We start from the raw sequence: 7,957 nt of genomic DNA, 5'->3' as shown, positions 1-7,957 counted from the left end.
CCTGCAAAACAGGAATGAAACCAACTGGAGGGATATGAGTGTCAGAATTCAAACAACAGGAGTTGTTCTGGGGCCGAATGTTTCACACGGAAGACCGTCCTAGTGCATTCCCTTCGTTTCAAATGTCCGACTCAACAGTAAAGCGTGATATAACAAGCGGATCTGATTGTATTCACAGTTCATTGAGTGCGGATGTATCACGGCGCATCCTGACCATGACGAACCAAACGCCAATGGCCGTCTATCTGGTTCTCCTGATCGGAATTGAATCCCTTTTATACAAATACACGGGGGAAGAGGGCGTGATTACAGGGGTTCCAACCTTTGAAGACGAAACTGATGAAGATCTTCGTTCAGACCAGCTCATGTTAATCAAACAGCATATCAATTCCGGCAGTACGTTTAAATCAATTTTCCATGAATTGAAACATACGCTGGACGAAGCGATCTTATATCAGGACGTTCCCTTTGATAAAATGGCCGGACAGCTGAGGCTGAACTACAATGCAAATCATTTGCCGATCATCCATACAGTCGTTTCACTAGAGCAAATTCATCCTGATGGTTTCATAGAAACGGCTGCTGCAGATGCTTTATTCCAGTTTGCTATGGGTGAAGACTTGATTGACATAAAGTTATGTTTTAATGAACAAGTCTATGACCGCCAGTATATGATGCAGGTGCTCGGACATTTAAACCGTCTATTTTCTGTCATATTATTTCAGCCTGAGCTCCCCCTCGGCCAAGTGAATATTTTGCCAGAATCGGAGACACATTCACTTCTCGTTGACAATCAAACTGCGAAAACTGAATATCCCCGGGATAAGACGGTTTATCAGTTATTCGAAGAACAGATGAAACGAACACCGGATCAACCAGCCGTTATTTGCGGAGAAAAGCAATTCACATATCGCCAGCTCAATGAACGTGCCAATCAATTAGCCCGAACGTTAAGGAAAAAGGGGGTAAAGACGGATCGGCTCACTGCGATTATCTGCGAACATGAGATCGAACTGGTCGTGGGAATACTGGCCGTTTTAAAAGCGGGAGGGGCCTATGTGCCAATTGACCCGGATTATCCGAAGCATCGCATACAGTATATAGTAGAAGACTCCCAAGCTGATATCATCCTGACGCAGAGCCATTTTCAAAAACAGTTGGAACTTGCGGGCACAATGGTTTTCCTCGATCAGGAAAGCTCTTACCACGAAGACGGCTCTGACCTGGAACCGATCAGCAGTACGAAGGATTTGGCCTATGTCATTTATACGTCAGGCTCCACAGGCAAGCCTAAAGGAGTGGCAATTGAGCATCAGGGCTTAACCAATTATATTTGGTGGGCCCGCCGGGTCTATGTCAAAGGGGAAAAAACCAACTTTCCCCTATATTCGTCCATCGCTTTTGATCTGACGATAACGTCTGTTTTTACTCCGCTTATTACAGGAAATTCCATTATTGTCTACGGAGGAGAAAACAGTGCTGCCTTGCTTGATTCCATTATTCAGGATTCAAGGGCGGATATTATCAAGCTGACCCCGGCGCACTTGCAGTTATTGAAAGAGATGAATATCCCTGCTGAGTGCACCATTCGGAAATTCATTGTCGGCGGTGACAATTTAAGCACGCGGCTCGCCCGAAGCATCAGCGGGAAATTCGGCGGAAAAATCGAAATTTTTAACGAATACGGGCCTACAGAGACAGTCGTCGGCTGTATGATTTATTCCTTTGATCCGCAAAACGACAGACGGGAATCAGTGCCGATCGGAACCGCCGCGGACAACATGAACATTTTCGTGCTGGATAAGAGCATGAAGCCGGTGCCGGCCGGCGTCCCGGGAGAAATATATATCAGCGGGGACGGCATCGCCAGAGGATACTTGAACAGAGCGGAATTAACGGCGGAAAGATTTTTGCAGCACCCCTTTGTACCAGAGGTGAAAATGTACCGGACGGGAGACTTAGCAAGGCGGCTGCCGGACGGAAATATCGAATATTTAGGCCGGATCGACCACCAGGTGAAAATCCGCGGTTACCGCATTGAAATCGGGGAAGTCGAATCCGCATTTTTCCAAATACCGCCGATTCAAGAAGCTCTCGTTACGGCACAAGAAACCAACGGGGAAACATCCTTGTGCGCCTATTATACCGCACAGCATTCTTTAACCGCAGGCGAAATTCGGGAGCACCTGTCCCGGCAGCTTCCGTCCTATATGATCCCTGCTTATTTTGTACAGCTGGCAGCGATGCCGCTTACTTCCAACGGAAAAATAGATCGTCAGGCGCTGCCTGCTCCAACGGGAAATCTCACCGGCAATCCTTATACAGCTCCGCGGACAGAACTGGAAAAAATACTGGCCGGGGTGTGGGAATCGGTATTAGGCGCAGAACAGGTCGGAATCGATGACCATTTCTTTGAGCTGGGAGGAGATTCGATTAAGTCGATTCAGGTAACCTCAAGCTTATATCAAGCCGGGTATAAGCTTGACATCAAACACTTGTTCAAACACCCGACGATCTCCGGGCTTGCTCCTTTTATAGAGACCGTTACCCGAATCGCAGAACAAGGGGAAATCAAAGGCCGTACCTTATTGACGCCGATCCAGCATTGGTTTTTCGCCCGGCAATACCCTGATCCGCACCATTATAATCAATCTGTCATGCTTTATTTTAAAGAGGGGTTGGATGAATCGAAGCTTCAGAAAGTCATGAAGAAGGTTGCCGAGCATCACGATGCTTTGCGCATGGTCTATGTTCAGGGAGATCATGGATACGAAGCCAGAACCCGCGGGATCAGTGAAGGAGAATTATTCAGCCTCGACGTATTCTCTTTACTCGAAGAAAACAACCCTGCCGAAACGATAGAAACGATAGCCAATGACATTCAGCAATCCATCCATTTAGCCGATGGTCCGCTCATGAAACTGGGATTGTTTCAATGTCAGGATGGCGATCATTTGCTGATTGCGATTCATCATCTGGTTGTAGATGGCGTATCGTGGAGGATTTTACTTGAGGATATAACGTCAGCTTATGAGCAGCTCCAAAACGGAGAAGCGATCACGCTCCCTAAGAAGACGGATTCCTATCTGTTATGGGCTGAACGATTGAAACGTTATGCAGAAAGCCCGGAATTTGAAGCGAAAAATCAATATTGGCTTGAGCAGAAACATATCTCACAACACAAATTGCCAAAGGATAATGAGCAGGAGACCGGTCTGGCCGAAGACCGGGAAACGATCATCGTCCAATGGACAGAGGAAGAAACCGAGCGTTTATTAAAAAAATCGAACCGTGCCTATACGACTGACATTAATGATTTATTGCTGACCGGACTCGGAATGGCTGTTCATCGCTGGACGGGGCATGAAGAAATTCATGTTCATCTGGAAGGACACGGCAGGGAATCTATTTTTCAAGACGTTGATATTTCACGTACGGTGGGCTGGTTCACAACCCAATACCCGGTTTCTCTTCAAATCCAGGCGGACCGGGACATCTCCCAGCGGATTAGGACGGTGAAAGAACAGCTGCGTCAGATTCCCCAAAAAGGAATAGGATATGGCCTGATGAAATATTTGTCCGATCATCCGAAGGCATCAGAATGGACCGGACATCCGGAAATCAGCTTCAATTACCTCGGACAATTTGATCAAGATTTCGAAAATGGAGGAATCGAGGTATCTCCTTACTCCGGAGGGAAAATTGCAAGCGACAGACATCCCATTGCCTATACGCTTGACATTAACGGCATGATCTCAGACGGCCGGCTGTCATTGGCCATCAGTTACAGCGGTAAACAATATCGAAGAGAAACAATGGAAACATGCGCAGCTCTCTTAAAGAACAGCCTAAAAGAAGTCATCGAACATTGCACAGCTCAAGAAGACATTCAGCTGACGCCAAGCGATATCTCGCTGAAGGACATAACAATCGAGGAATTAGATCAATTTGTTCAGCAAACACAGCATATCGGCGACATTGAAAATATATATCCTTTAACTCCCATGCAGAAAGGTATGCTGTTCCATAGTTTAATCGATTCGGCTTCCAGAGCTTACTTTGAACAAGCCGCTTTTGACCTCAAAGGCGACTTGGATATTGAGGCATTTTCAATGAGTTTGTCGCAGCTGGCGGAAAGACACGAGATTCTCCGGACTCATTTTTATACGGAATGGAAAGATCAGCCTTTACAGATCGTATTCCGAAAAAAACCGATCGAAATAACTGTTGAAGATATTCGAAGCATGAAGAATAAACAACGAAACGAGTTCATTGCCGGCTTTGTACAAAAAGATAAGGCAAGAGGATTCGACCTTACCCAAGATGCGTTAATGCGCGTATCAATCCTTCGTACAGAGGACGACCAAGTCCGATTGATATGGAGCTTCCATCATATTTTAATGGATGGCTGGTGTCTGCCTCTTATTACGAAAGAAGTATTTGAAACCTATTATGCGATTCTTGATAGAAGAAAAGCGGAGCGGGAAGCCGTCACTCCGTACAGCCGGTATATCGAATGGCTGGAAGACCAGGATCATCAGAACGCTTCAGCCTATTGGCAAAAATATTTGGACGGTTATGAAGGACAAACCGCTTTGCTGAAAAAAACCGATTCAAACCAAGGCAAAGGATATCAAAAACAAAGGCTTGCATGCCGGCTCGGAAAGCAGCTGTCAGAAGAAATCAGACAGACTGCAAGCAAGCATCACGTCACCGTGAATACATTCATTCAAAGTGCGTGGGGACTATTGCTGCAAAGATACAACAACAGTCAGGATGTCGTTTTCGGGTCGGTTGTATCCGGACGCCCGGCAGAAATTCCGGGTATCGAGTCCATGGTCGGCTTATTTATCAACACCATTCCCGTACGTATTACGGCTCAGCCTGAAATGACTGTGGAACAAGTGTTGAAAATGAGCCAGGAGCAAGCATTGGCTTCTCAAGGATATGATACATTTCCGTTATATGAAATTCAGGCTCAAACCGAACAAAAGCAACAGCTGATCAGTCATATCATGGTATTTGAAAATTATCCGGTCGAGAAACAAATGGAGCATATGAAACCGAATCGTGACGCGCTGGACATTATCAATTTCCATATGGAAGAGCATACCCATTACGATTTCAATTTCATTGTCATGCCCGCGGGAGAAATCGACATTCATTTTGTATACAATAGCAACGTCTATGATCATGGAAGTGTCGAACGGATGCAGACGCATTTCATACAAATCATGAATCAAATGGCGGACGATCAGGACATACGCATTCAAGACCTTGAGATATTAACAGCGGATGAACGATCGCTCCTGATAGACAAGTTCAATGATACGGCGGCAGAGTATCCAAAGGAAAAGACGATTCATCAATTGTTTGAAGAACAAGCGGAGCGAACGCCGGAGCAAGTGGCGATTGTTTTTGGAAATGAGAAACTAACGTATCGACAGCTCAATGAACGGGCTAATCGATTAGCTCGAACATTAAGGGCCAATGGTATGCAAGCGGACAGGCTCACAGCCATCATCAGCGAACATAGCATCGATCTGGTTGTGGGAATACTGGCTGTATTAAAAGCCGGCGGCGCCTACGTACCTATTGATCCGGATTATCCGAAGCACCGCATACAGTATATATTAGAAGATTCCAAAGCCGAGATCGTCTTGACACAGTACCATCTTCAGCAGAGATCAGCACATGCAGGAACGATCGTTCTCTTAGATGAGGAAAGCTCTTATCACGAAGAGCACTCTAATCTTGAGCGGATCAGTGATTCGAAGGATTTAGCGTATGCGATTTATACATCTGGCTCTACAGGCAAACCCAAAGGCGTACTAATAGAGCATCGAGGCTTAACCAATTATATTTGGTGGGCTGCCAGAGTATATGTCAAGGGGGAAAAAACCAACTTCCCACTGTACTCCTCCATCGCTTTCGACTTAACGGTAACGTCTATTTTTACACCGCTCGTCAGCGGCAATGCCATCATAGTCTTCGGCGGAGAAGACAGGGCTGCCTTGCTTCCATCTATTGTACGGGATTCCAGAGTAGATATTATCAAGCTGACTCCCGCTCATTTGCAGTTATTAAATGAAATGGACATTCCACATGAGTGCAGGATCCGGAAACTGATTGTAGGCGGCGACAATTTAAGCGTGAGGCTGGCCCGGAGCATCAGCGAGCGATTTCAAGATCAAATTGAAATCTTTAACGAATACGGACCGACGGAAACAGTCGTCGGATGTATGATTTATTCCTTTGATCCGCAGAAAGACAGACGAGAATCGGTGCCAATCGGTACAGCCGCGGCCAATATGAATATTTATGTGCTGGATGCGGGAATGAAGCCGGTGCCGATCGACGTTCCCGGAGAAATATACATTAGCGGGGCCGGCATAGCCAGAGGATATTTGAACCGCCCGGAATTAACGGCCGAGAAATTTGTTGAACACCCGTTTGCCGCAGGTGAAAAAATGTACAAAACGGGAGATGTCGCGCGATGGCTGCCGGACGGAAATATCGAGTATTTGGGACGAATCGATCATCAAGTGAAAATCCGAGGCTACCGGATAGAACTCGGCGAGATTGAAGCATCTTTATTACAACTCGATGCTGTCAAAGAAGCGGTCGTCATCGCGATTGAAAAAGAGGGCTCAAAGCAGCTGTGCGCTTACTTGTCAGGAGACGAGTCATTAAATACGGCGCAGCTGAAGCGTCATTTGCTGAACAAACTGCCTGCTTATATGATTCCGGCTTATTTTGTACAAGTAGAGAAGATGCCGATAACTGCTAATGGGAAAATCGATCGAAAAGCTTTGCCGGCTCCTGAGGGAAATAGGCTTACCGGAACCGAATACACAGCGCCAGGAACGTTAATTGAAAAGCAGCTGGCCGATATATGGAAGGATATTTTAGCTCTGCCTGACCCCGGGATTAAAGATCACTTCTTTGACGTTGGCGGCCATTCACTTAAAGTATTGCAGCTCATTCATCAAATTAACGCCGGTATGGGACTCAACATGCATTATCAAGCCGTATACGATTTTCCTACCATCGAAACAATGGCACGCGCCATTCAAGCGGCAGTTTTCGAATCCGAGACGGATCATAACGTATTCGTCAAGCTGAACCAGGAAGATTCAATCCCTGTGTTCTGTTTCCCGCCTTTAATCGGATATGGACTCGTTTATAATGAAATGGCGAAAAGACTTGACGGCGTCAGCACCATCTATGCCGCTGATTTCTTAGAAGAGCCGTCTCATGAGAAAGAGATCGTTGACCGATATGCAGAAAGTATGATACGCATTCAAGAACAAGGGCCTTTCGTTCTGCTTGGTTACTCTTCAGGATCGAATTTGGCTTTTGAGGTTGCTAAAGCTTTGGAGAAGCGAGGCCGCACCGTATCTGATGTGATTATGCTGGATTCTAAAATCACCGATTCGGTAACTCATTTATCGGAAGAGGAAATCCAAGAGATCGTCCATCTGAATATGGACATTATTCCGGACTATTACAGAGAAATATTAACCATTCCTTCGATTAAGGATAAAATCAGAGGCTATCTTGCGTACCACAATGAAGTGATCAATTCCGGCGCCGTTAACGCCAACATCCATCATTTGCTATGCGGCGATGTAACCGATGATAGGGGCTGGACACAATCAACAGCACAGCATTATCTTGAGTACAAATTAAAAGGAGATCACGTGACGATCTTTGAACCTCACAATATCGAAGAAAATACCGATGCAATTCGATCTATTATTAAACGGATTGAAGAACGGCATCATCACGGACTTGTTCTTGAAGAACAACTGTCAATGGGATCATTTGCGGGAAATACGAAGTTTGACAACATGTAAATGATCCAGTGTAAAATGCCGCTGGATGACAGTCAGCGGCATTTTGTACGAAAAAGAAGAGAGTAAACTCATAGGCTTGAAACGCTTTCCTCGTTATG

1 protein-coding gene is annotated in these 7,957 nt (G+C 45.8%); it reads left to right on the top strand.

The genetic code is table 11. From position 1 onward, the window contains the following. Positions 1–38: 38 nt before the first annotated feature. A complete protein-coding gene (locus ABDB98_RS09355; RefSeq protein ID WP_438422063.1) occupies positions 39–7,859 on the top strand; it encodes an amino acid adenylation domain-containing protein in 7,821 nt (2,606 codons plus the stop codon). Positions 7,860–7,957: the final 98 nt, after the last annotated feature.

Source organism: Bacillus siamensis, from assembly GCF_051628075.1.
GTDB lineage: Bacteria > Bacillota > Bacilli > Bacillales > Bacillaceae > Bacillus > Bacillus siamensis.
The sequence above is the reverse complement of the archived record's forward strand: the minus strand, read 5'-3'. Positions and strand labels throughout refer to the sequence as shown.